We start from the raw sequence: 24,756 nt of genomic DNA on the forward strand, positions 1-24,756 counted from the left end.
GAAACTAATGTACTTAAGTCAATAACGGCTCATTACGCGTAAAAGGTAACGGAATGCTGGAATCCCTAAAAGGGGCATGGTGCTATCGCCAGTTTATTGCCACATCGATTCGTCACGAGCTGGTGACACGTTTTGCCCGTAGCCGCATTGGCGGCGCCTGGATGATTATCCACCCGCTCTCAATGGTGTTGATTTACGCATTAATTCTTTCCGCTGTACTGTCTGCCAAATTGCCCGGTATCGAGAGTCAATACGCCTACGCCATTTACCTAACGGCGGGGATGCTTGGCTGGAGCCTATTTAGCGAAATACTCAATCGCTGCTTAGGCGTGTTTATTGAAAATGCCAACCTAATGAAAAAGCTCGTGTTTCCTAAAATCGCGCTACCGGTAATCATTACAGGCTCATGCTTGATAAATAATCTTGCTCTGTTTGCGGTGATTTTGGTCGTGTTTGCTGTGCTTGGGCACTTTACTCCCAGTACTTTGCTATGGGTGCCTGTGCTTACCGGCATAACAGTGCTGTTGGCGCTAGGGTTGGGATTACTACTGGGCATTTTGAACGTCTTTATTCGCGATATTGGTCAACTGATGCCGATTGTGCTTCAGTTTTTATTTTGGTTTACCCCTGTTGTATATCCTGCAGAAATTGTCCCACCTTCTCTGCAGGCAATCTTGTCCTTCAATCCTCTTTTTCACTTGGTAGGTGCTTACCATAATGTACTGGCCTACGGCCAAGCACCTTCGATCCCCGCCCTGGCGGGCTTAACGCTCTTGGGTGCTGGGTTAGTGTTTCTCAGCGCATTGCTTTTCCGCAAAGCCAGCCCGGAAATGGTGGATGCTCTATGAACCGCACCACCAACGTAACCCCAAAGCCGTTATTGGAAGTGCGTGAACTAGGCAAAGCATATCGCCGTTACCGCAATGAGCTTATGCGTGTAGTTAGCTGGTTCAGCACGGTTCAACCCCAGGAAGAGACTTGGATACTGCGCGATATCAATTTTGATGTCGCCCAGGGTGAGGCTGTCGGCATCGTGGGGCAAAATGGCGCAGGTAAAAGCACGCTGCTTAAGATGATAACGGGTACGCTGCGTCCCTCTGAGGGATATATACGTACTCATGGTCGCGTAGCCGCTATTTTAGAGCTGGGAATGGGCTTTAATGGTGAGCTAACCGGCAGGCAAAATGTACTGCACTCGGCGGGGTTGATGGGGTTCACTCACGCACAGGTTGATGCCGCCATGGACGATATAGAAGCCTTTGCCGAAATAGGGGAGTACTTCGACCAGCCAATGCGGGTCTATTCGAGTGGTATGCAAATGCGTGTTGCTTTTTCAGTCGCCACTGCCTTCCGCCCTGAAATTTTGATTGTTGATGAAGCGCTTTCAGTGGGTGATGCCTATTTCCAACACAAAAGTTTTGACCGCATTCGTGAGTTCCAGCGTCAAGGCACTTCGCTGTTGATAGTTTCCCATGATAAGGCAGCCATACAGAGCCTCTGTGACCGGGCTATCTTGTTAGAGCAGGGCAGGGTACTACAGGATGGTATGCCCCAAGATATCATGGATTACTATAATGCCATTATTGCTAAAAAAGAGAACGATAAAGTAGAAATCACCCCTCTAGACAGTGGGCAGATTCAAACCCGTTCAGGCTCAGGTGAGGCTAGTATAAGGCAGGTAAGCCTACATGCTGCTAGTGGCAATCCTCTGGATGTTGTCGATGTCGGGCAGGAAGTCGAACTGCGGATCACCGTGGTCATTAGCGCTGACCTGCCAGAGCTAGTGATAGGCTATAAGCTGAAAGATCGTGTAGGCCAAGATGTGTTTGGCACTAATACTTGGCACACTCATCAAGTCGAACGGGAGCTAAGCGCTGGCGAAACGCTCACCTATCGCATGCGCTTCAATGCGAATCTTGGCCCTGGTAGTTATTCTGTGTCGCTTTCCCTACACAGCAGCGATACTCACTTGACTCACAACTATCAATGGGTCGATCACGCGCTGGTGTTCCAAATGGTCAATATGGAAAAAGACTTCTTTTTGGGCAGCAGTTGGATCATGCCCACTATTGAGTGCGAGCGGCAAACCGCGAAAAGTTCAGAATCTAACGAGTCAGTTTAATGGATTTTTATACCCGTTTCACCAACCACTTTCGCGGCGAGAAAGACGCTATTAAAGATCGCTTAAAAGTGTATATACCACTGCTGGCGCCTATTATGGCGCGCTACCCCGATGCTCAGGTGGTCGACTTAGGCTCAGGACGGGGCGAGTGGCTGGAACTAATGCAGGAAAATGGCTGGCCCGCCAAAGGTATCGATACCAACGAAAGCATGGCCAAGGCGTGTAACGAAAGCGGCTTGCACGTTGAAGTGAATGACGCGCTAACCGCCCTGGAGCAAACCCCGACAAATACTCTGGCGGCAGTAACTGGCTTTCACATTGCCGAGCATATTCCGTTCGATAGTTTGGTCACGCTGATTCAAGAAGTGCATCGAGCGTTGGTACCGGGTGGGGTGCTCATTCTCGAAACTCCCAATCCCGAAAACCTAACCGTCGGGTTGTGGAGCTTCTATCTTGATCCTACCCATCTACACCCGCTGCCACCACCATTGCTGCATTTTGTGGCTACCGATACTGGCTATGCCAAAGCTAATATTTTGCGTCTAAACGGCCCGAAGCCTCCAGAAGAGAGCGCCCCGTTGCGTGATTACCTGGATTGGGTGGTCTCCGCCTATCCCGATTACGCGCTTATTGCCCATAAGCAAGCTGATGAAGCCAGCGCACCTTGGTTCGACTACCTGGATAAGCTAACCGAAGCTCAGCAAGGCACGCTAGAAACCCTGGCCGCTAAAATGGAAGAGCAAACCGAGCAGCTAGCGCGATGCCAGCAGCAATTGGTCAAGTACGATCAAGAAAAGCAGCTATTAGAGCAGCACAATGCCCACTTGGAACATCACCTTAACAGCGTACTCCAGAGTCGCTCATGGCGCATAACCTTGCCGCTACGCCAGGTAATGGGCTGGAAGCGGGGATCTGCTCAGGCTTTAGGAAAACTGTTGCGCCGCCTGGCACAAATACCCTGGTTAAAGCGGCTGGCACTTAAGGTGCTTAACCGCTTTCCTGCTTTGAAAGTGCGGGTTTTAAAGCGCATGGCTGCTAGTGAAGGACTGTTTAGTCGAGCGGGTCAGCTCCGCGAAGAAGACTTCAAAAACTTAGATGCTGACGTAACTGCCGCTGTACGCCAGGAGGCGCTAACACTGCGCGATGCTACGTTAGCCGATCAAGCCTTATTTCCAAAAGGCATTCGCCTAGAAGGTCATATTAATGGTAGCTACAGCCTAGCCGCGGTAAACCGGCACCTGCTAAACCGGCTGCATGCCAGCGAGCATTCACCGGTGCTGTGGTTAGTCCCTCACGAGGCAAGCCTAGAGAGCCAAGTTCGCGGTACGCCTGGTGGCGAAGAAGAAACTACTCAGCTAAACACCCTAACTGACCCTTCTGCGTGGCAAATATTAGCACCGGAGCAGCGCGTCGCGCTTTACCACCACTATCCACTCATTAAGCCTGATCCCCGTTTTGGACTGTCGGTCGCACTGTTCTTCTGGGAAGAGTCCTGGGTGCCAAGCGACATGGTTGACACTCTGAATCAACATTATGCTGGGGTAATTGTCACTGCTTGGTTCGTGAAAAAAGTACTCATGGACAGTGGATGTAAACTGCCTGTCCACGTGGTGGCACTCCCGCTGATGGCTAATCCGCATGCTATAAAGAGTAGCGCAAATGACCTGGCTCGCGTTGCACAGCAGCAAACCGTTAATTTGCTCCATGTCTCATCAGCCTTTCCGCGTAAAGGCGTAGACGTGCTGTTGCAAGCCTTTGAACAGCTTGCAGCTCAGGATTCCCAACTGACACTAACCTTAAAAACTTTCCCTAATCCTCACAACCAGGTAGATATTTGGGTAGAGCAATACGTTAGCGAACAGCACCGTGATCGCCTGCATATCATTATGGAAGATTTTGACGCTGCACAAATGGCCGCGCTCTACCAAACGGCCGATATCGTGGTGCTTCCCACCAGGGGGGAAGGGCTCAACATGCCCGCCATTGAAGCAGGAGAGTTCTCCCGTATGCTGGTGGTCACCGGCTACGGTGCTCATACCGATTTTGCTCCGGCACAATACGCTGGTTGGATAAACTACTGTTTTGACCATGCTCAATCGCACTTTAGCGCAGGCCAAGCGGTATGGGCAGAGCCTAGTGTGGCAAGCGTTGTAGAGCAGGTGCAGCAACATGTACAAGCACTCCGCCACGGCGGCGAAAGGGCCTCAGGGCACGCCAGTGAGCTGCACAATGCCATGCAGGCACGCTTTTTCTCGCCCTTTGCTGTGAATTCCGTGTTGGGCGCCCTCGGTCGCTTACAGGCAGTTGCCCGGCAGCCTCTGCCGCCGCTTTCAATAAGTCTGTATTCAAGTTGGGATGAGCCCTGCGGCATTGCTCAATATAGTGCCCATTTGGTCAGCGCCCTTGGAGAAGTCGATCCCGCTTTTACCTGCGATATCTCTGCTCCACGGTTTAGTAAAGGCCAGCAGCCAAAACCAAACGAACAGGAAAAACAGCTGCACGTGAGCCGCAATTGGCAGCGTGGCCAAAGCCCTACGCTTACAGGCGCAGTTGGCAGCGTAATATGGCTGCAGCACCACTTCGCATTTTATGAGCTGGATAGTGAGTTGCAAAAACAAGTACAGCAATGTCGTCGCCAGGGACAGCGGGTATACATTACCCTGCACACTACTCGTCCCGTGATCGACTTCGACAGTGCGCGGCGTCGCACTGTGGCTGCCACATTAGCTACTTTTGATCGAGTGTTTGTCCATACTATAGATGATCTAAACTATCTAAAACGTATTGGTTTAACCGACAACGTGACTCAACTACCCCAGGGGGTAGACACCTGCCAATACGCTCCAGCTTCTGCAGGCAGCCAGGCACCTATTATTGGTAGCTTCGGCTTCCTGCTACCTCATAAAGGGGTAAATACACTAATTGAAGCTTTCGCCGCTCTGCGTAAGCAGCAGGCGGTGCCGGTAGGTGCCACCTTGCGTTTGGTAACCTCAGTGCGTGATGAGCCCAGCTCACAAGAGGAGCTAGCTCGCTGTCAGCGTACTGCCCAGCGCTTGGGGATAGAAAATCATATTGAGTGGGTCACCGACTTCCTACCGTTGGAAGAGGCTCAGCGCTACCTGGCAGAGTGCAGCGCAGTGGTACTGCCGTACCAGTACACACAGGAGTCCAGCAGTGCGGCTGTACGTACAGCGGTGGCGGCGTGCCCGAACATTCTGACCACGCCGGCTCCCATCTTTGACGAAGTAAAAGACATCGTATGGCAAACCAGAGGCTTCGATAGTCATGATATTGCCGAAGGGATTATCCGTGTGCTGAATGCACCAGAGTCCAAAAGGGATGAATACCACAAAGCCCGTGGACAATGGCTAACCCAGCGTGATTGGTTAACGCTTGCAAATCGCTACCATGGTTTGCTCAGCGCGGCGCTAGTGGATAACTTGCTGCTTCAAACGACTGAGTTAAATCAGGTTGACACCTAAAGTTAGCCCGCCACAATACTTAACGCACTTGACTGCCGCAGAGACTGCCAATATCCAATTGTGTTGGCCGTGAGCTGACAATGAAAAACCAATTGTGAAAAACTTACTATGAAGAAAGGAACTGCGTCATGAACGCTATCGTGACAGGAATAACGGGCCAGGACGGCGCCTACCTTGCCGAGTTACTGCTTGAAAAAGGCTATACCGTGTACGGCACTTACCGCCGTACTAGCTCAGTTAACTTTTGGCGTATCGAGGAGTTGGGCATAGAGAACCACCCCAACTTGCATCTGGTAGAGTATGACCTTACCGATTTATCCTCCAGCATTCGCTTGGTGCAGCAGTGTAAACCAAGCGAAATTTATAACCTTGCTGCCCAAAGCTTTGTAGGGGTCTCGTTTGATCAGCCTATAACGACGGCTGAAATAACTGGGTTAGGAGCGGTGAATTTGCTGGAAGCGATCCGTATTGTGGATACCTCTATCCGCTTCTATCAAGCTTCAACGTCGGAAATGTTTGGCAAAGTACAACAAGTGCCGCAAACCGAAGTCACTCCCTTCTACCCACGCAGCCCTTATGGCGTGGCAAAACTCTACGCCCACTGGATGACAATCAATTACCGCGAGTCCTATAACATCTTCGCCACCAGCGGGATTCTGTTTAACCACGAATCGCCTCTGCGCGGTCGGGAGTTTGTCACCCGCAAAATTACCGATGGCGTTGCTCGTATAAAGCTAGGCAAACAAACTCACTTGGCCCTGGGTAATCTGGATGCCAAGCGTGACTGGGGTTACGCCAAAGAGTATGTAGAAGGAATGTGGCGCATGCTACAAGCTGACACGCCGGACACCTATGTGCTTGCCACCAATCGTACCGAAACCGTGCGCGACTTCGTCACCCTGGCGTTTAAAGCGGCTGATATTGAACTCCGCTGGGAAGGTGAAGCTGAACAAGAAACCGCCACTGATGTTGCCACCGGTGATGTCGTGGTGGTGATAGACCCACAATTTTATCGCCCATCAGAAGTAGAGCTGCTCATAGGTAACCCTGCCAAGGCCGCCGATGAGCTAGGCTGGCAGCCGCAAACTAGCCTAGAAACGCTATGCAAAATGATGGTCGATGCGGATCTAGAGCGGGTTAAAAGCGGCACCAGCGCATAATTCGTCTAAAAACAACTCAGCGCGAGTTGCTGCTTCGGTTTAGCGCGCATGCCGAAGATAACACTGCCAAGGAGCCACCATGTCTACCTGCCTGGTAACCGGCGGTAGCGGCTTTACCGGCCGCCACCTTATTGCTCACTTAAAACATCAGGGCCACCGTGTGGTGGCTCTGGCAAGCCAGCCTTGCGGGGCAGATGAAACCCACCGCATCGATATAAACGACCAGGTGGCGTTAAGCGCGCTGGTAAGCAGCATAGCTCCGCAGCAGGTTTACCACTTGGCGGCGCTTTCGTTTGTGGGCCATCCTACACCGCTGGATTTTTACCGTGTGAATGTTCTGGGTACTGAAGCCCTGCTTCAAGCCCTTGGCAAGCTGCCAGAGCCGCCTCAAATTTTACTGGCCAGTAGCGCCAACGTTTATGGAGCGAACGGCCAAGCTGTCATTGATGAAAACGTCCCCCCCGCGCCAGTTAACCACTACGCCAACTCCAAGATGGCAATGGAGTGCATCGCCCGCACTTACGCCGAGCGGCTGCCAATTATTATTGCCAGGCCGTTTAATTATACTGGTCCAGGGCAGGCTGAACATTTTCTAGTGCCAAAGATTGTTCAGCATATTAAGCAGCGGGCAAACGTGATTGAGCTTGGCAATATCCATGTAAGCCGCGACTTTAGCGATGTGCGGGACATCGTGGCTGTTTACCATCGGTTGTTAAAGCAGTGGCCAGCTCAGGCGATCAGCGGCAGCATCATTAATGTGGGTAGCGGAGAAGCCGTATCGCTGAAAATGCTGATCCATAAACTGCAAATTCTGGGCAAGCATACGTTGGAAGTGAGGGTAAACCCTGCCTTTGTCCGAAGCAGTGAGATACCCGAGTTAAAGGCCTCTACGCAGCGTTTAAATGCATGGGTGCCTGACTTGAAGCGCTTCTCTCTGGATGACACGCTTGCTGCAATGTTAGAAGCAGCACCTACCGAAGGAGATAGAAACGGATAGCATTATAAAGGAAACGCTGTTTTTTATTGGCAATAGCCATGAACTATGGCAAGCTTGGGCAATGCTAAGTTAATAGAATAGGGTGAGCGAGGGATAACGAAAACATTGTTAGGGTTCGCCTAAAAGCAAATTGGCAGGTGCGGGCTAATATGGCTACAAGCCCCGCCAAATCCTACGTTGCGCCTGACGGTGTTTTTTTACTAAGCTCATGCTATTGACTTACCTTAGGGGCTACGGGTACAACGTAGCAGCTAAATATTTGTAACGGTGTTGGGTATTCACCAAAAAAAGGCGGAACCTAAACCGGAACGCAAGGGATGAGTATTAGTGTTGGTGGTTACCATCAATCCTGATCTCTGGAGCGAGGCCTCGCTCACGGTCGCGCTAACCATACAGGTTCGTTCGCGGCTAATGTCGATTCGACACTTAAATAAGGAGTTACATCAATGGCTTTAACAGTCACTGAAATTCAGCAGCTTTATACGGCCTACCTGGGTCGTCCAGTTGATCGTGAAGGTCTTGAGTACTGGCAGGAACAGGACGTTAGCGAATCTGAACTGCGTGCTAATCTAGCCAACGACAACCAGCCTGAATACGTTGAGCTATACGGCGATCGTACTCGTGAAGAGCTGGTAACTGCTGTTTACGAGAACATGTTTGGTCGTGAGCCTGAAGAAGCTGGCTTAGAGTACTGGGTAAATGGCGACGGCGCTTCCGTACCTGCGAGCGAACTGCAGCAGCTGTTCATCAATGCCGCTTCAGCAGAAGACCGTGAAGCGTTTGATGCTCAAGTTGGTGAAGATATCTCGAACATTCCTAGCCCAGGCGAGCCAGAAGTACCTTCTGACACTATCGATATTACCTTCAATACCAGCACCGTAGGTGATTCTGAAGATATCTTCGGTACTTTCGAGGCAACGGCGGATGGTGAACTGAACCAGATCGCTCTTCCTGAAGGTGCTATTCGCAACAGCCAGCAAACCGTGACCTCTATCGGTAAAGCTGAGTGGGATGCTGCTGGTCGTCCGGTAACCACTTCTGCTGACTACACTTTCAATATGTCCAACCAGTTGGGCGCTGAGAAAGAGTATTCCGGTCTATTCCTGAGCCCGCTGCTGACCTCTGAGTCGCGCAGCACCAACTCTCAGCTGTTTATCGAGCTGTTGGATATCCGCGCTGCAGGTACTGAAGAGCCGCTAGGCAACTTGCCTATCGATGGTATTCGTTTCGAAGTTGACGGCGAAGCCACCGTACTGCGTTCTGACGCTATCTTTGAAGCCAAAACCTATCCGGAACTGCTGTCTGCTATTCGTGAAGCCATTGCTAACGATAGCGATCTAGCTGGTTTCACTGCACAGATTGGTTCTAGCTTCACTGCTACCGACGGCGGCCAGCCAATTCCAGGTGCAGTGGGTAGCACGATTATCCTGACCGATGCACAAGGCCGCGAAATTTCCGGTGGTTCTTTCACATATAGCGACCAGGAAACTGGCGGCTTCACCCTTTACGGTGATCTGTCCACTGAAGCGCCTGAATCCGTACGTGAATTGATCTCTACTAACCTGGAACTCGATAACGTTGGTTACGGTTCTCAGGGTGGTTCTATCAACCTGGCCGGTGAGTCTAACACCGATAAAGGTGTTGAAGAGTTCAACGTCAACGCTGAGAACGGTGTGTGGTTGTCTCGTCTTGAGTCTGAATCGCCTTCTGGCAAGCAGGCGCTGAAAGAGATTAATCTGACGGGTAGCGGCTACTTCCGCGTTGGCCAGCAAGCTGACCAGAACGTTCTGGGTGTGGCTGAGCTGCTTGATACTTGGGAAGTTGGTACTGAGAATACGCCTGAGTCCATCACTGGCCTGGTTGACGTTGAGAAGTTTAATGGTCAAGACTTTGACGGTGAAATCAAGCTAAACGCTTATATCACTGAAGACGTTATTGAGCGTGACCTGAATGCTCAAGACGATCAAGATGTTCCTGCAGATGATAACGTCAACTACACTTACCAGACTGCTGATGGTGATGACCAGATCTCTCTGGCTATCCAGGAAACAGTTTTGCAGCGTGAAGACGCTCTGCTGAACATCAACGCCGGTAACGGTGACAACGTTGTTGAAACTGTAATCGTTGATGCAAACGGTTTGCCGACGTCTGTTGTCAACCAGCAGCTCAATCAGGATTTCGGTGCTGAGCAAGTAACTATCGTTACTGGCAATGGCGATGACGTTGTGCGCACCTGGGGTGCTGGCGATGCTACCATCAGTACTGGCGCTGGCAACGATGCTATCTATGCAGATAACTCTGGCCTTGTTGATCTGGCTACTGGCGACTCTATCGATGCCACTCGCTGGGAGTTCAACTCCACAGCAGCTGGCGGTGCGCCGACTGAAGAATCCAACAGCAACGCTGGTCTGTCTAATGGCGCTAACGGCGTAGCTCAAACGTTCAATGCTTTCAAGCTTCAGGTTCAAGTAAGCTTTAAAGGCTTTGAGTCAGTATGGGTTAATGTTCCTCACTCTGCTACCCAGACTACTTCGCTGCAAATCAATCAAGCTATCAAGGACGCGGTTAACAACGACGCGGTTCTGCAGCACCTGATTGAAGCCAACGATGGCAACGGCAACATTCTGGACATCGTTTCCCTGATCGACGAAAGCCAAGATCTGGGTAACCTGGAAGACTTAAGCATTGACTTCCGCGGTCCTCTGGCAGCGGGTGCAGCGAACCCGACTGGCCGTCCGCAGTTGACTGCTGATGAAACCAATGCTACAGCTCAGCTGGGTGCCATTGAAGAAATTTACACCACTGATGGTGTAGGCACTGCTGATAGCGTGGTTGGCGAAGTTGTTGGCGAGGCAAGCCAAGTTGAGAGCGACAACGTTATCAACGCTGGTACTGGTAACGATGTGATCGTTCTGGGTACAGGCGCAGAGAGCAACGATACTGTTAAGATCGACGGTGTATTTGATCGCAACAGCATTGTCAACTTTGAGTCTGACAGCGCAGATGCCGGTTTTGACATCCTTGACTTCACCAGCATCCTTGGCGGTGCAGCTGACTTCGATGGCAGCATCGCAGCTGACGATCAGGCCGTTGATGTCATCACCTACGCTGCTGGTGACTATGCGCGTGATGGTGTTACTTGGGCCAACCTGAGTGCGGCTGACATTGCTGCAAGCTTTGAAGGCCTGTCTAGCGCTGCTGAAGATACCAACGGCGTTTTGTTGGTACAAGATGGCGCCGAAACTGGTCAGTACAAGGCGTTCTCCCTGGCCTCGACTGCCGATAGTGATGACTTCAGTGTTCAACTGTTGGGCATTCTGGACTTCGGTGAAACTCAGACCTTCGACGCTGCCAACTTTGCTTAATGCATAGCTGATAGCTACTCGAATGAACCCCCGGCTTCGGCTGGGGGTTTTTTATTTTAAATCCGCTATCAAAGAACTCATGTGTAGTTAGGCATGTCTATAATGATGTCGGTTTTTTTGATAGTTGATTTGAACCGAATGCCACATACGGCACTTTGTTACTGTTTTTCAAAAGGGTATTTATGTCTCGCTTTACACCGCTATCGCCAAGTACTCATCAAACCAAGGGGTGGCTTAAAACTGCTGATTACCTGTTTATGGCTGACCAAGCTGCGATTGCACTTGTGGCGGAAGAGCTCCCTCATGCACTAGTTACTATGCCAGTTGGTTTTCGTCAGCGACAGGATGGTAATTTTGAACTAATTGCCATCTGCTCACTTGGGGATGAGAAGAACCTTTTTGTCCATCCTGATGGACGCTGGATGGCAAGCTATAAACCGGCGCTAGTGCGTTCTTATCCATTTTTGTTGCGCCATGATTTAACAAAAAAGCAGTATGTGCTTTGCGTAGATGAAAGCAGTGGCCTGATCGTAGACCATCACGATGGCCAAGGTGAACCTTTTTTTAATGAGTCGGGTGAACCCGCAGAGCTATTAAGTCAGATAATAGAGTTCCTTACTAAATGGGAGCGGCAGCGCTTTGTAACGCAGAAGGCAGTCGATATGATGGCTAGCCTGAAGCTACTAACCCCTTGGAATATTAATATGCAAACTGAGGAGGGTGTAACGACGCGAACAGTAACGGGTTTTTACCGTATTGATGAAAAAGCGCTTAACGCCTTGCCGGTAAGCGAGCTAAACGCGTTACGTCAGGTTAATGCACTGCCAATTGTTTATGCCCAGCTTTTTGCACAGCACCGTCTGGATGTTTTAGTCCGTCTCTACGGATTGCACAATCAATGGGCATCCAAAGGGGCCGAGAATGTTGACTTGGAATCGCTGTTTGATAGTGGTGACGATAGCATAAGCTTTGATTTCGATAGCTGATGTAAAACGGATTTTATATATTTAAGGTACTGTGAAAAAGAGCTTTATACCCTCTTTCGAGCGTTGATTTTGCTTTTTTAGCAATGCAGTCAGTAACCTTGTGCCACGTTATCTAAATGGGAATAAGGTGTGTAAACGCTAATAATTCATAGAAAAATATTGCTTTTATAACATTAGCTATTTACTGACTCATTAGAGAGGTACTCCATGACCCGTTTCGTTGGCGCTAATAGCAGCACCTTTCCTTATTCAGCTTTGGCTTATATTGAAGCAACTTTTATTGATGGCAGTCGTATTTCTGGCTCGGGTACGCTAGTTGGCCGAAACGATGTGCTGACAGCTGCCCATGTGCTTTATGACCCAGTATTAGGTGCTGCTACCAATGTTCGGGTCGAGTTTGGCCGAGATGGTAGAACACGACCTATTGACACTTATGATGCAACGGAGCTTAGTTATTACAAGCTGGAGACTGAAGAACCGGGGCTGTTGTCCCAGTCAGAAAGTGAATACGACTTTGCTTTAGTGTCATTAAGTGATGCTGTTGGAGATGATATTGGCTGGTTTGCATTGGGTGATTATGCTCCTGGGAAGGAGTACCGTGTTACAGGTTATCCTGGGATATATCGTGATGCTAGTGGCCCTAGATGATAGAAGATATCGGCACTTCTATGCCTATGCCAAATTATGATTTAATTGACCTTAGTGATTTTGAAATCAACCCAGGTAATAGTGGTGGCCCTGTCTGGTACAGCTCAATCGAAGGCCCTGTTGTAATAGGCGCCGTTTCAACTAGCTTGTGGGCCGCCGAGGTTAGCGCTCATTATGAAACGCTCGCTAGTTGGATAGTAGGTAATGACTATCTTATTCCCTCTTTACAGAACGGACAAATAGAAACACGTTTTGGCATTGCGAATAGCGCTACTCCTGTTGATGAGTTTTCCAACGCGTTAGCTGCGGCTGGCTGGGAATTACCTGGGAGCTTGTATGACGAGCTAAAAAACCAAGTAGAGCTAATGCGTTACCCAGCTGTGGAAAATACCATCGATCCTGTTATCCGTTTATATACGGGCTTGTTAGATCGCAAGCCAGATAAGGCAGGCGTTGAGTACTGGGTATCGCAGTTGAACGCTGATAAAGATCTTCGTGATTTAGCGCTGGGGTTTACCGCCTCGAATGAGTTTATGCAGCTAACCAACCAATTAGGTGGGGGAGCTAAGGGCAGTGTTGAGGCGCTTTATAACAGTATCTTTGATCGCGGCGCGGATTCAGCAGGGCGGGCATACTGGTTAGAGCAACTCGAAAGTGACCAAGTGGAGCTCGCAGATATTGCATTATCGTTTACTAACTCGGCAGAGTACGTCGCCAGTAGCTACTCTCTAGTTCAGGGAGCGAAGCTGTTGTTGTGGGGTATTGACTTGCAGGATTTAGACATGAAGGCGCTTGGGTTTGAAGCTCGTCCGACCCTGGCAGAGGAGGAGATGGCTGCTGCTTTAGTGCGTTTATATACTGGCGTGTTGGGGAGAGAGCCTGATGATGAAGGCTTTGGCTACTGGCTCGAAACATTGGCTAGCGGCAATTCACTTACGTCTACCGCTGGGGACTTCTTTGCGAGCAGTGAGTTTTTGAATGACCAAACTGAGTGGACATCAGTGGCATTAATTGACTCCCTTTATAATCAGGTTTTAGAGCGTGAGCCAGATGAAGAAGGCGCAGCCTACTGGCAATTACAACTTCAAAAAGAAGGATTTGATGAGGGTGATCTGGTGTTGGCATTTACCAACTCTGATGAATACATCAAAGCAACCCAAACAAATGTTGATTTATACGTACAGCAGCATTATGAGCAGGGGCTTATTGGCGTGCCGGAAGATATCGAGACATACCTGCTAGGTTAGAGAAAGCGGCTGGGTGAATTTCACTGACTGAAGCCAGAGATGTAGGATGAATATTTTTACCATGCTGGTCGAATTGAGTACAATGCCGCGCTGGTTTTAGGCGACGAGATTGGGAAGTAATGGCGAAATTACCAAGAAGTATCGTGATTGAAGGGCGTCGCTACCCCACGTGGGCATTAAGCGTGAAAGCGCGTAAACAGCTGGTAAATTTATATCATGTAGATGCACACATTGCAGAGCTGCATCAACGGCTGGCGCAACACCAGGTTGCTCGTCAACATTATCAGTTACTGTTAGCGAGCGCATTGCCAGAACCTAATCGCCAGCCTTCGGTATCCGAAAGCACCCGATACTTCTGGCAAAGCGTTTCAAAAGAGTGGGCGCAAAAGCATTGGCCAATGGGAACAGCTACATTGGGCTTGAGTGTTTTTGAGTCCGCTGGCCATTATCGCCAAGGCGATCAGATCCTATGCTACGTGAAAGGCCATGGGGTGGTGGGCTGTGGGGGTGTCGAAATGGATACTCACTCAACTAAAAGGCATTTGATCTGGCATGTAAGCGTACCGACGCTGGATAAAGCAATTCCTGCAAAAGTGTTGAAAGAGTTTTCGCTACGCCACCCTAGTCGTCCATCGCAGACGGTGCCGCCCACTGCTGATATTGAAGGACTGTTGTCTGCACTTGCAGCTAAAGCGGCATCGTAGAAAGCTTTCTAGGTGTGGATCACTTTCGACATTTAGGAGCGTAACTGCAATAATTCACCGCTAATTTGATGATTACCCGTAAAGGAGTTTTATATGGCGAAGGATAAAGGACAAACCGTCACTATCGACGGTAGTGAATACAATGTGGCAGATCTATCTGAAAATGCACGCAACCAGTTACTCAACCTACGCGTAACCGATCAGGAGATTCAACGCTTGAACCAGCAATTGGCTATTGCGCAAACGGCTCGTACAGCCTATGCACGCGCATTAAAAGATGAGCTGCCGGAACAAAAGATGCACTAAAGGTAACCATCGATAGGTATTGATATATTGCCTAAAGCCAGTCGGGTAATGCTGACTGGCTTTTTTATGCGCCACAGGCGGGTGAGCAGATAGAGATGCCGGTGTCCTAATAGCTCCTGCCGAGAGGTTGAATAATCCAGAATCAGGGCATAAATATTGACAAATAGGGTGGTTGTCTCTATTCCTTAAAGGGGTGTGAAAAAGTTGGCTGCTGCGATTGAGAGCCTTCTGCGTGAAAATTATAAAGGTGCTGAGAAGAGATGCTTAGAAAAGTGTAATGGAAAGCCGCGTCTATCATTTTTTCTTAGCATCGCCAATGGCGCTCCACCATCAAGACAGGGAACGATACGTTGTGATGCCTGGAGGCATTAATTATGACAACTCTCTCCACTGCAAAAAATCTACAAACGCTTTATCTGGGTATTCTAGGCCGCGCGGCTGACCCGGAAGGGTTTAATTACTGGTTAGATCAGCTGGAAAGCGGTGCTGTGACGTTAGAAGGCGTCATGTCTATTATGCTGCAATCCGAAGAATTCCAGGCGCGCCGTACTGAATTGGCAGAGCTGGAAGATAACGGCTGGGTAAACGAAGTTTATCAAAGCCTGTTTGCTCGTGAGGCCGAGGCAGAGGGCATTGAATACTGGGTAGAGCAGGCCAGCTCCGGCCAATCCCAGCAAGCGTTATTACAGGGGTTTATGGCAGGCGCTAGTGCAACGGATGCAGAGGCGCTCGAAGCCTATGCCTCTATCGCTAACTTTTATTCGTCCAATGTTGATGCTGATAGCTATGACGCAGAGCGCTCGCTTGTACAAGATGGCTTTCGCAGCAATGAACAGCTATATCAAGACCTGGAAGCATTAGACGCCACCTATGATACGTTGAGCGTAGAGCAGGCGGGTGAGTCGCTGGAAGGCAGGCCCTTATATAGTGCCACGGTAGGTGAAGGGGCACGCAAGTTAATGATTGTGACGCAACAGCATGGTGATGAACCAACCGGGACTGAGGCGGCCATGCATTTGCTAGAGTGGCTGAGCGGTGACAGCGAAGCTGCCCAAGCGTTGCGTGAACAAGTGACGTTAACCGTGATGCCAAGAGTCAACCCTGATGGTTTTGAGCGCTGGGAGGGGCTCGTTGCAGGTGAGTTAGATCCTGAAACAACCATTGATCCCCGTCGTAACTCTGAAGATATTGACCTCAACCGTACCTGGGATTCTAGTGAAGTGATTGATGCATCATTAATCCCAGAAACCACCGCTGTTAGGCAGGTGATCGAAGCAACTCAACCTGAACTAATCCTTGATTATCATAACCAGAATAACTACATCAACGAGTCAGGCGAGCTCGACACGATGTCAGTCTTGTGGCCAACCAATGACGATGTCGATCCCACCATTACCGCAACAGCACAGCAAGCGGCGGTAGCTATATCACAAGGGCTCGAGGATTTTGATTATGGCTACTTGTCGCTGTTTCCCGGTGGTGACACGCCACAGATAGCACGCAATGGCATTGCTATTGATGGTGTGCCTACGCTCCTCATTGAGCAACGTGGCCTGGAAGAGTTGAGCCTAAAAGCGCTGGAAGGACTGGAGCTAGATTTTGATGCGGTTTCTAGCGCCATAGTGCTTGAGGGCGTACTGAGTATGCTAGGCGTCGTAGAGGCTATGGGGCAAAACAGTTTTGATAGCATTGATCCTGCTTTGGCAACGCTGATACCTGAGCGTGGTGAGCGAATTGAATTTGACGAGATTTACGCTGAAGAGATCGAATGGGCAGGTGAGGGCGAAGAGTCTTACCAAGGCGAGATAGTCGCAGGGCTGGATACGTTGATGGAAAGTACGCCCATTATTGGCACCTCTGAGCCTCTTCCGCAAGAATTGCAAGTGGCTTAAGGATCAGCCTGTAGCCGATTAGCATTGAGTATCAAAAAAGCTTCTCCATAAGCTCTGAGTTTGAGCAGGGGAAGCTTTTTATTACCTCCCTCCTGGCACTCTAACAAACTGCGAGTGTTGTTATTGAGCGATGAGAGAAAATCGGCACCGCCACTTAGTGGCGGTGCCGTGGGGTTAGCCCATGGCCCTAGCCGAACAGGTAGGACTCAAGATCCGTTTCAACGCCTACCAGGTTGGCAGGATCCAGATAGTTATCCACTTCTGAACGGCTGAGTTGTTGGTGTTCGTCGGAGTCCGTAAACGCCAGCACCATTTCAACCAGCGTGGCCTCTCCGTTTTGCAGTACCTCTTGCCAATACTGTTCGCCAGCGGTGTCCGGTGTGCGATTGAGCACCCGCTCATAAAGCGTATCGATGAAGACCTCAACATCGAGCGGCTCGCTGGTGGTTAGCAAGTCTTCGCTTTCTAGCAGGCTTACCGCTAAGGCTTCTGGCGCTTGGCCGCTCTCCAGCCATTCACCAAACGCAGCTTCATCGGGCGCTTCGCCAACTAAGCCGGTGTAGAGGCGTACCAATGTCTCGGCCAACGGGCCTTGTTCTGCTGATACACCGGTATCAAAGCCCAGCGAGCGCATTTCCATTTGCTCAAGGTTTACCCCCCAGGCCAGCAGTTTATTGCCGTTCACGAGGGGGATATTGGCGTTGATATACTCCTGTGATTGAACAAACCAACGGGCGACCTCGCTACGATCCCCGTTACTGTCCACCAAGACGTCTAACCAGTAATCGCGGCCACTTTCATCCGCCTCGCGGCCTAGCGCGGCTTGATACAGCGTCTCAATAAAGGTGGGATTATCGCTGCCCATGGATTGCAACGCGGCGACCGTCTCTTCCGCTAACATAAAGTCTTCAACAATATTGTTGAAGCTGCCTCCAGTATTTTGTTGCGTTACCCAGTACTCCAAACCTTCCCGCTCAGCAACACGATCAAGGATCCCGTTGTACAAACGGATGATGGGGGTCAGCACCGTATCGAACTCAGGGTAACGGACAAAGGTGCTGGTATTACGCAACTGCTCCAATAGCTCAGCGGGTAATTCCCATCCCTTTGCCGTGAATATATCAACAAAGTTAACGAGCTCGATTGGCTCAGGCTCGGGCTCCGGTTCCGGCTCCGGTTCTGGCTCCGGTTCTGGCTCCGGTTCTGGCTCCGGTTCAGGCTCAGGTTCAGGTTCTGGCTGTGGTTCAGGCTCCGGCTCTGGCGTTGGGTCGGCTTGTACGTCGAACGTCAGGGTGCCCGACACGCTTTCCACGCCATCTTCGCCGCCATCAGTCAGGGTAAAGTCAAAGCTGGCGCTGCCCGCACTGCTGCCTGCGGTAAATGTCACCAAGCCATCATCAATATCCTGTTGGGTAAAGGTCTCCCCCGCGGCCAAGGGGGTGCCATTAAGAAATAACGTGCCGGACGTTGACAGGGTGTTCAGTGTGTAAGTGAGTTCAGCTCCCTCATTATCTGGATCGCCTTCATTCAGGTTGTCAGTGGTCAATGTGACACTGCGCCCCGCTTGTACGCTGGGGCCTGCGTTGGTGGCGATGGTCGGAGCACTGTTCACCCCTTCCACGGTCACCGTCAGGGTGGAAGAGCTGACGTTGCCCGCCGTGTCTTGAACGTCGACAGTGACGCTGGTGGTGCGTGTTTCGCCGTGTGCAAGGGCTTCAAACTCACCATTGGGATCGAAGCGTGCGGTTCCATCGGCATTGATAATAAAGCGCCCGCCGTGGCTGCCCGCCACTGCACTGCCCAGGGCATCGGAACGGCCGTTAACAGCGTTGATCGGGGCCATGTTGTCTGCGCCGGTATCATTATCAGTTAACTTGTTGCCGGCTCCGCTAACGTTGGTCAGCAGGGTCTCCCCCGCGTCTTCACGTACCGTGGCAGTCGTGTCGTCCTTGACAGTGGGGGGCGTCGTATCCAGGGTCAACGCCAGATCCGCCGATGCGCTGCTGGTATTACCTGCGCTATCGCTCACAATGGTATCAATGATGTTGAGGCCTTCACTCAGGTCGCTTTCGGCCAAGGTGAAGGCCCAGTCACCGCTGCCATTGGCGGTGGTGCTACCCACGTTGTTACCATCGACACGCACCGTCACGGTAGCGCCTGCCTCGGCCCCGGTGCCGGTCAGGGTGGGCGTTGTGTGGTTGGTGATATTGTCGCTGTCGCTCACACCGCTATCGAAATCCGCCGCTAGCGTGGGCGCTGAAGCCGCCGCGGGCGAATTGGCATCAACCGACAAATCCGTATTGTCGGCAAGGTTTTGCCCACTGGGCAGCGTAGCAAGGTCCGCCGCAATGCCGTTATCGTGGGCGACCAGCGTGGCACCGCCGGTCAGGGTTAGCGAGTCGACGTTAAGCCCCGTAGTGTCGGTCTCACCCTCTTGCACCGTATAGCGGCCACTAAACTGCGTTTGATTAGCGGCGTCGCTATTGGTGAGAAGGATCGTGGTGCCGGTGTTGAGCGTGGCCGTCAGTGCGCCGCCGTTGGCAGTAAAGTCGACCGCTTTATCGAACGTCACGGTGATATCAATGCTGCTTCCCACCGCAAAGGTGCCGTCGGCGGTGGGGGAGGTGATCGTCTGAATAACCGGGCTGGTGGCGGTCACCACGCTGAAGAGGTCGTTTTGCGTTACGGTGACAAGCGTATTACCCGCCGCATCCTGAGCATTGCTGACTTCCACGTCTATGTCATTGATCACTTCATCGGCATCGACAGTGTCAAAGGTGGCGATATAGGTGGTGGCATTCTCCCAGTTGCCCGCGTTAAACGTCAGGGTGTTGCTGAGATCTGCCGTTGGGAAGTCGATCGTCGGATCAACGCCCGTATCCATCGCTTCGTTGAAGTTCAGCGTCAGAGTAAAACGACTGCTGCCTATTTGATCATCAGTAATGGTGGTGAGCGACGGTACAATAGCGCCATCCAGGGTGGGGCGAGCAGCGTCGATGGCATCGGCACTCTGGCTGATTGCGGTGTTGTACTCCGAGCTGTTGCCCGCCGTATCGGACAGCACAAAGTTAAAGGGAATATCGTCGCCTGGAGCGCGGGAGGTATCCCCCTCCTGTACCGTGTAAGTAGCGGTATAGTTGCCGCCGCCCTGATCGGTAAAACCGCTGACCGCTACCCCGTTCACCGTACCAGATTCCAGCGATAAACCTTCCTCTCCCGCGGTAATAGTGACGACCACGGCATCGCCGATTTTATGACTGCTATTGGGTATAGAAACGCTGGTGATAACGGGGGCGACGGCATCAATGACGATGTCTTTGTTGGCGCTGAGTGAGTGGGCAGTCCCCGGTGTAGGCAGGGTGAGTTCGCTGTCGTTGCCTGCTGCATCGCGAATGGAGCCGCCATTGAGGATGATTCCAGCGTTGGCCAGCGCCAGATCACTGGACTCATCCCCCGCCTGGACGGTATACGCAAACGTCAGCTCATCGGTACCTGAGCCAGCCACATAATCGATGGTGCGATCCGTTGCCCCGGTTTCCAGTGTCAACTGCGGTGTACCGCTGACCGTCACAGCTTCGCTGAACGTCAGGGTGATGTTAACGGTGTCGCCCGCTTTATAAGTACCGTTGGCATTCGTCGAGGTGACATTGGTCACACTCGGGTTCACCACGTCAACGGTATGTGCAGTGCCGCTGGAGAAGCCATCCGAGGCATTGCCTGCACCATCATTGATGTCGGTGCCGTCGTTCAGGTCAAGGCGCAAGTCGCCTTCGCCGGTAATGGTATCCACAGTGACGGTGTAGCTACTGCCGGAGCCTGAAATGGAGGCGATATTACCCGAAGCGCTGCCGGTGGTGTTGAGTAGGAAGTCATCGATAGAAACACCGTCGACGTCTTCGCTAAAGGTAACGGTGTACTCCACTGAGGCAGCATTGGCCGCAGGCGAACCACTAGGCGCAATACTTGTAACGCTGGGCGCGACGGCATCGATGACAATGTCCTTGTTAGCACTTAGCGAGTTCGCGTCCCCCGGTGTGGGTAGGGTGACCACTGCGTTGTTGCCTTCGGCATCCTGAAGGGTACCGCCACTGAGCAGGATCTCGCTGCCCGCCAGCGCCAGATCGCTGGTTTCATCGCCTGCTTGAACGGTATACGCGAACGTCAGCGTGTTAGTCCCGGAGCCCGCCGTATAGTCAATGACTCGGTCAGTTGCCCCGGTTTCCAGCGTTAGCTGCGGCGTCCCGGTGACGGTCACAGCTTCACTAAAGGTCAGCGTAATATCAACGGTGTCACCCGCGTTATACGTCCCGTCGGCCGTCGGTGAGGTGACGTTGGTGACGCTCGGCTTGACCCGATCAACGCTGTGAGCCGTACCGCTGGTGTAGCCTGCCGGGGCATTGGTGGCCCCATCATCGATATCGGTGCCACTGTTAAGATCCAGGCGCAGGTCGCCTTCACCGCTAATACCGGTAACGCTGACCGTATAGCTGTCACCGCTGCCAGCAACCGCACTAATCGTGCCCGAGGCGGTGCCGGTGGAGGTGAGGGTGAAATCGTCGGCGTCAACATTGTTGACGCTTTCGCTAAAGGTAACGGTGTAATCGACGGATGCAGCATTGGCATCGGGTGAACCGCTGGGGGCAATACTGGTAACGCTGGGAGCCACATCGTCGGTGACATTGATGGTGACATCTTGCGTTGATGCGGTATTGCCATCGGTGGCTTGTACGCTGAGCGTATAGCTGCCGGTCGCACTGGCATCGAGCTGGCTGGTATCGCTCAGGGTGATCTCGCCCGTGGTGCCATCGATAGTGAAGGCGTTGCCAGTGTTGCCGGACTCGATGGAGTAGCTCACCGAGTTATCGTCACCGGTAGTGGCGACAGTGCCCAGGGAAGTGCTGTTGGTATCGCTCTCGTTAACGCTAAAGGATTGACCGGCGGTGATGGCCGGGGCGATATCGTTGACCGAAATAGTGATGTCTTGGGTCGCGGTGTTGTTGCTACTTTCACCGTCATCGGCCTGGATAGTCAGGGTGTAGCTTGCGGTGGCTTCATAGTCGAGCGCTGCTGCACCGGCGGCATTTAACGTGACTTCGCCGTTGGAGGCACTGATATCAAAGTAGTCTTCCCCTGTACCACCGACAATCGAATAAATGACCGAATCAATTCCGCCACCGTCGCCATCGTTCGCTTCTATATCGCTATCCGCCAGCACCACGGTGCCACTGATGGCGGTTTCATCGATATTGCCGTCGTTGATGGTAGTGAACACTGGCGAGTTGTTTGTACTAGTAAAACTGATATCGTCAAAATAAAACTGCTCAGGGTCAACTGGTGCCATAGTAAACGATGTGATACCAGTAAAGCTGCTTAAGTCAACGACACTGGCGTCGTTTAGATTAGCAATGGGGCCGCTAGATATATCCGTATGACCGCTGGCGCTGAACGTAGCCTGAGTTTCGCCAGAGGTTGTCAGGAGTTCGATCGTTCCCATATCAACAACTTGATCGAATGTAAAAGTATATGTGGTTCCTGCAGTACTGAAGTTAGTCTCTACATAAGCGGCAAAGCCTTCTATATTAAAAGCGCCGCCCACATTATCTAGCCCCATATCGGCCCCATTGGACGCCGATATTGTTAAGGTAACCCCGTCGACTTGTTCGCTGACACTTAGTCCGTTATCAATGGCGGTACTTGAATCCCAATCAAATACAGATTCTGCCGCCAGCAGCCCCTGCCAAGTGTTCTGCTGCTCAATACCTATTAAGCTGCTGGTTTCCACTTGACCATACTGCTGCTCTAACACCCAGTTGCCGCCAAGGCTGTTCGCACCGGTTAAGTCATTGGAAGCGGCCACATCCGCCCCAGTTACCCGTGCTAGCGCTTCCACAAACCGCAGTCCCTGCTCGCCCGCGCCAACATCACAGCCGTAAATAAGGATGTCACCGTTTGGCCCCAATGCTTCGCCCCATTGTTCCAGGAAGCTGGCATAACCCGGCAGAGTCTCGCTATCAAGCGTGCTGTTACCAAGCGCTAGGCGCCCTTCACTGCCGTGGGAAACCAGGTGGATGGCGTCAAATTCGCCGCGCTGTGCTAACGCCTGGGCGATTTGTTCAACGCCGCTGGTGTTAGAGTTTAAGAGTATGACCTCGGTATCGTCGGCCACGCCGTTAAGCAGTGTCTGGTAGTCTTCAACTCGGGGGTCGACGAAGATGACTTCGTTACGTCCAGTCGATTGGCTTGGGGGCGTTTGGCGGGTGGGAGTATTCATAAAGAGCACACTCTTTAAGTTATCTAGAGATTTGGTTGTATGTTTGTGTATATTTTATCTGTAAGTCTTTGTTTATATGTCTTTTTTATATGGATTTTCTTATACGGCGTCGACCCGGCAATAGGCAAGTGACAGGCTGGAGCTGTCGCCGTCAAAGATAGCAACCCGAAGCGCTGTAATGTCCATTTTAATGCTCCTAGTGCAGTTCTTTTCTCCAGGATCTTTCGAGAGTACGTCGCTGACAAGGGGTTGTGAGAAGCTGATACTGAAGTGATCCGTTGTGCTGTGGGTGACCGTTCTAGTAATTTCAGTGATACCCAACTGATACTGTGATTCTGCGGCATTTAAGCTGAAATGCTGAGTATGACAGCCGTCACTGAGTAAGCGACACTGTCTGTGATTAATATAAAGACGCTCACAGGGTGAAAGATGCATACATTGGATTTCCCTATTTCAACGCAGTTTTCAACACTGCTGGATGATCTGGTCGCTCGATTAGGCCCATCTTTCCACGTTCAGAAACACGTGATCGCGCTCTTCGCTACATCAAAGGGCCTCGCTGATTCGTAAAGTGTCCTGAATCTTTATTTAACTTTTATTTTTAGATTTTTCTTATTTAGATTTTCTTACCACTTACCACTTACCACTTACCACTTACCACTTACCACTTACCACTTACCACTTACCACTTACCAATTACCACTTATACAATTTTGGGTTTCTTGAACGGAAAACAGTCATTGAAGTTTATTGAGAAAATTGCCAAATAAGTATTAATATTATGGTCGTTGGCCTAAGTGTGTGCAAGATTTTACTGCTAGGTTCAATGAGGCTATGGTGCTAGAGCGCGCAGCAGGGTTGACCACTACTAACGCGTAGCGGTTAGTGGCCTAGTAGCGAGTGGACAATGTTAGCCAGCGTAAGCATTAAAGTGATGCCTTATTAAAGGCATTTTTATTACAACAGTAACAAGGAGTGCTTTATGGATCCATTTGTTGGGGAAATCAAAATGCTAGGCTTTGCATGGGCACCGGTGGACTGGGCTCTGTGCAATGGTGCCCAGCTATCTATTGCACAATATCAGGCTCTCTTCTCTTTGCTCGGCACCGTTTATGGCGGCAATGGCCAAACCGTTTTTAACTTGCCAGATCTGAGAGGGCGAATGCCCAGAGGGCAAGGTCAGGGAGCGGGCATGCCAAATGTCACTATCGGTGAGCAGGCTGGAGCGGAAAACCGCACACTGACTATCAATCAAATGCCTCAACACACGCATGCCGCTGGGGCAATGACCACACCTGATGCCGCCAATGAAGACACGCCTGCTACAGGGGATTATCTAGCCAGCGGTAAAGTTAATCTCAATGACCCGGTTCGCAATTACTATCGTGGCACCCCCTCTGGCACGGTTGAGTTAGGCAATGGCCAAACGGGCATTAGCGGAGGGAGCCAACCGTTTAACGTCATGAACCCTTATCTCGCCCTGAACTTCAGTATTGCGTTACAGGGTATCTATCCATCCCGCCCTTAGGGCAAGTGGCGGTGGCCGAACGCGCGAGGGTTCGGCCTCTTATTGAGG

General features: G+C 51.2%; 14 protein-coding genes. 13 read left to right on the top strand and 1 reads right to left on the bottom strand.

Features of this window, described 5'->3' with window-relative positions:
* The first annotated feature begins 53 nt into the window (after positions 1-53).
* The 12 genes from OM794_RS06635 to OM794_RS06690 all read left to right on the top strand — a co-directional run bounded on the left by OM794_RS06635 (position 54) and on the right by OM794_RS06690 (position 16,909).
* On the top strand, positions 54-848 hold the full coding sequence (locus tag OM794_RS06635) for an ABC transporter permease (protein ID WP_226251179.1): 795 nt from the start codon (positions 54-56) through the stop codon (positions 846-848).
* Positions 845-2,122: an ABC transporter ATP-binding protein gene (locus OM794_RS06640; protein ID WP_226251180.1), complete on the top strand. Its 1,278-nt coding sequence runs from the start codon at positions 845-847 to the stop codon at positions 2,120-2,122. Before OM794_RS06635 ends, OM794_RS06640 begins: the two co-directional genes overlap by 4 nt.
* The gene (locus OM794_RS06645; RefSeq protein WP_226251181.1) at positions 2,122-5,604 is read left to right on the top strand and encodes a glycosyltransferase; all 3,483 of its coding nucleotides are present in this window, start codon (positions 2,122-2,124) and stop codon (positions 5,602-5,604) included. Before OM794_RS06640 ends, OM794_RS06645 begins: the two co-directional genes overlap by 1 nt.
* A gap of 128 nt (positions 5,605-5,732) precedes the next feature.
* A complete protein-coding gene (gene gmd / locus OM794_RS06650) occupies positions 5,733-6,764 on the top strand; it encodes a GDP-mannose 4,6-dehydratase (protein WP_226251182.1) in 1,032 nt (343 codons plus the stop codon).
* Between the two features lie 79 nt (positions 6,765-6,843).
* Complete coding sequence (locus tag OM794_RS06655; protein ID WP_226251183.1) at positions 6,844-7,761, top strand: NAD-dependent epimerase/dehydratase family protein; 918 nt, start codon at positions 6,844-6,846, stop codon at positions 7,759-7,761.
* A 446-nt stretch (positions 7,762-8,207) separates the two neighbouring features.
* Entirely contained in the window at positions 8,208-11,126 is a 2,919-nt protein-coding gene (locus OM794_RS06660; RefSeq protein ID WP_226251184.1) for a DUF4214 domain-containing protein, read from the top strand.
* Positions 11,127-11,308: 182 nt separating this feature from the next.
* A complete protein-coding gene (locus tag OM794_RS06665; RefSeq protein WP_226251185.1) occupies positions 11,309-12,112 on the top strand; it encodes a SapC family protein in 804 nt (267 codons plus the stop codon).
* A gap of 207 nt (positions 12,113-12,319) precedes the next feature.
* On the top strand, positions 12,320-12,760 hold the full coding sequence (locus OM794_RS06670) for a trypsin-like serine peptidase (protein WP_265154379.1): 441 nt from the start codon (positions 12,320-12,322) through the stop codon (positions 12,758-12,760).
* Positions 12,757-14,007, top strand: coding sequence for a DUF4214 domain-containing protein (locus OM794_RS06675; RefSeq protein ID WP_265154380.1), 1,251 nt, complete (start codon positions 12,757-12,759; stop codon positions 14,005-14,007). The genes OM794_RS06670 and OM794_RS06675 overlap by 4 nt, the downstream gene beginning before the upstream one ends.
* A gap of 119 nt (positions 14,008-14,126) precedes the next feature.
* A complete protein-coding gene (locus tag OM794_RS06680) occupies positions 14,127-14,711 on the top strand; it encodes a hypothetical protein (RefSeq protein ID WP_226251187.1) in 585 nt (194 codons plus the stop codon).
* Positions 14,712-14,804: 93 nt separating this feature from the next.
* Entirely contained in the window at positions 14,805-15,017 is a 213-nt protein-coding gene (locus OM794_RS06685) for a DUF6447 family protein (protein ID WP_226251188.1), read from the top strand.
* 374 nt (positions 15,018-15,391) lie between these two features.
* A complete protein-coding gene (locus tag OM794_RS06690) occupies positions 15,392-16,909 on the top strand; it encodes a DUF4214 domain-containing protein (protein WP_226251189.1) in 1,518 nt (505 codons plus the stop codon).
* A 187-nt stretch (positions 16,910-17,096) separates the two neighbouring features.
* On the opposite strand, the gene OM794_RS06695 is transcribed toward OM794_RS06690, so the two are convergent.
* A complete protein-coding gene (locus OM794_RS06695) occupies positions 17,097-23,180 on the bottom strand; it encodes a DUF4347 domain-containing protein (RefSeq protein ID WP_226251190.1) in 6,084 nt (2,027 codons plus the stop codon).
* Between the two features lie 982 nt (positions 23,181-24,162).
* Here OM794_RS06695 and OM794_RS06700 point away from each other — a divergent pair.
* Positions 24,163-24,708: a phage tail protein gene (locus OM794_RS06700; RefSeq protein ID WP_226251287.1), complete on the top strand. Its 546-nt coding sequence runs from the start codon at positions 24,163-24,165 to the stop codon at positions 24,706-24,708.
* Positions 24,709-24,756 lie beyond the last annotated feature (48 nt).

The sequence above is a fragment of the Halomonas sp. BDJS001 genome (assembly GCF_026104355.1).
Classification (GTDB): Bacteria; Pseudomonadota; Gammaproteobacteria; order Pseudomonadales; family Halomonadaceae; genus Vreelandella.